Raw genomic sequence first — 2,660 nt, forward strand, 5'->3', positions numbered from 1 at the left:
TTTTCCAAAATTGCTTTTGCTAAGGCTACCCGCTTTCTCTGACCACCGGAAAGTGTTCCTACAGGAAGATCGGTGTCATGAAGCCCCAGTTTACCTAGAACTTCTTTTACTTGGTATTCAAAATCCCAAGCCTGGAAGGCATCCATTTTCTCGAAAAGTACAGCCATCTTGTCGGAGTTATCAATGCCACGTTCTGCTTCCAGCATGGCTTTGTGATAATCCTCAATGACATTAAGAACTTCTGAATTACTTTGGTCAAAAATGGTTTGGTAAATAGTCAAAGTTCCTTCAAATACAGGGTTCTGATGAACATAAGCCACTTTCACCTGCTGATTGATTCCAACTTGACCTGTATCAGGTATTTCTAAACCCATGATGATTTTCATCAATGTAGATTTGCCGGCACCATTAATACCAACTAAAGCGATTTTTTGACCTTGGGAAATGCCAAAAGAAATATTTGAAAAAAGCTTGCGCTCACCGAACGCTTTACTGAGGTTTTCGACCGAAAGGTAATTCATGCCGCAAAAGTAAGGAAAAGCTAATGGAGAATAAGTATGACTTCCTAAGTTTCAATAGAAAAGCTACTTTAAGGAAATGAAAACCATCCATGACATCATTAAACTCGGCGATCCTAGACTTTATGAACTTTGCGAACCAGTTCTCGAATCAGATTTGGATCAAGTTCCAACATGGACGCAGCAACTTCATGAAGCGATGGAAGACATTCGGAAAGTCTATGGTTTTGGAAGGGGAATTGCTGCTCCACAGTTGGGAATCATGAAGCGGATGTTTTACCTGAATTTAGATAAACCCTATGTCATTCTAAATCCAGAATTAAAAAGTCTTAGTGAAGAGATGTTTGAAATGTGGGATGATTGCATGAGTTTTCCGAATCTTCTGGTGAAAGTTCGAAGGCATCAATCATTGACTTTGAGCTATAGAGATGAAAATTGGAAGCAGCAGGAATGGGATGCTTCCGGAGCTATTTCTGAATTGATTCAGCATGAATACGACCATCTTAACGGGGTTTTATGTACCATGAGGGCGATTGATCAGAAAAGTTTTCGTTGGAAAGAATAGTTTGATTTTATCCTATTCTTCAATTTCTAGTTCATGAAATCTCAATACTTTCCCAGATTAATTAGAATTTCCCCTTCCCCTTCGGGATTTTTTTTCTAATTTTGCCCCAATTTGGACGTAAGTAAATTCATCTTCTATTCCCCCTTTTGTAATGCCAAAAGATAGTAGCCTCAAGCACGTACTCATCATCGGTTCTGGTCCCATCGTCATCGGCCAAGCATGTGAATTTGATTATGCAGGTTCTCAAGCAGCAAGATCTCTTCGTGAAGAAGGAATCATTGTGACGTTGATTAACTCCAACCCTGCCACGATTATGACTGACTCAGTGACAGCGGATAATGTGTATTTGCTTCCATTGGAAAAAAAGTCAATCATCCAGATCCTGAAAAATCATCCGGATATTGATGCTGTGCTTCCTACTATGGGAGGTCAGACTGCCTTAAATTTGGCCATCGATTGTGAAAATGCTGGTATTTGGAAAAAATTCAATACCAAAATGATCGGAGTGGATATCGATGCAATCGATACTGCCGAAAACAGAGAAAAATTTAAAGCACTGATGGAAAAAATCGGTGTGGGTGTATGTAAAGGATCAACAGCTACTTCTTTTCTACAAGGAAAAGAAATCGCCCAAGAAATTGGTTTTCCTTTGATCATTAGAGCTTCTTATACACTTGGTGGTGCTGGCGGAGCATTTGTTGAGACTGCCGAGGATTTTGAAAAGCACCTAAGTGCTGGACTTCAGGCCTCTCCGGTCCATGAGGTATTAATCGAGCAAAGTATTCTGGGTTGGAAGGAATACGAGTTGGAGGTAATGCGTGACAACATCGGGAATATGATCGTGATCTGTTCTATCGAAAACTTTGATCCAATGGGAGTACACACGGGGGATTCGATCACAGTGGCACCTGCTATGACTCTTCCTGATACTGTTTATCAACGCATGAGAAATTATGCAATTACCATGATGAACAGCATCGGTAATTTTGCCGGAGGATGTAATGTTCAGTTTTCTGTAAGTCCTGATAACGAAACGATCATCGGGATAGAAATCAATCCTCGAGTATCCCGTTCATCGGCATTGGCATCCAAAGCAACAGGTTATCCAATTGCAAAAGTGGCTGCTAAGCTAGCAATAGGATACAATTTGGATGAACTCCCTAACTCCATCACGGGCACAACTTCAGCGTTCTTTGAGCCGGCAATTGACTACGTGATTGTAAAAGTACCTCGTTGGAACTTTGACAAGTTTAAAGGTTCTGATAGAAGGTTGGGTCTTTCTATGAAAGCTGTTGGAGAAGTAATGGGAATTGGAAGAAACTTCCAGGAAGCACTTCAGAAAGCATGTCAATCTCTTGAAATAAAAAGAAATGGTCTTGGGGCTGATGGTAAAGAGCTAAAAGATCAAGAAAAGATTTTGTATTCTTTGGCAAATCCAAGCTGGAATAGATTATTCCATATTTATGATGCATTTAAACTTGGAATATCTTTTAGGACCATTTATGATTTGACAAAAATTGACAAGTGGTTCTTAAGACAGATTGAAGAATTGATTCACCTCGAAAATGAGATCGATA

The 2,660-nt window shown here is 39.8% G+C and carries 3 protein-coding genes; 2 read left to right on the top strand and 1 reads right to left on the bottom strand.

All coding sequences use genetic code 11. From position 1 onward, the window contains the following. Positions 1–521 (bottom strand): ATP-binding cassette domain-containing protein (locus Q0L68_RS19360; RefSeq protein WP_296705892.1); only part of this gene is annotated, 521 nt, incomplete at its 3' end. Positions 522–597: 76 nt separating this feature from the next. On the opposite strand from Q0L68_RS19360, the gene Q0L68_RS19365 reads away from it, so the two are divergent. After that, a complete protein-coding gene (locus Q0L68_RS19365) occupies positions 598–1,083 on the top strand; it encodes a peptide deformylase (protein ID WP_296705893.1) in 486 nt (161 codons plus the stop codon). A 151-nt stretch (positions 1,084–1,234) separates the two neighbouring features. Continuing rightward, the coding region (carB, locus tag Q0L68_RS19370; protein WP_296705894.1) for a carbamoyl-phosphate synthase large subunit at positions 1,235–2,660 on the top strand (1,426 nt) is incomplete at its 3' end.

Source organism: Algoriphagus sp., assembly GCF_024642405.1.
GTDB lineage: Bacteria > Bacteroidota > Bacteroidia > Cytophagales > Cyclobacteriaceae > Algoriphagus.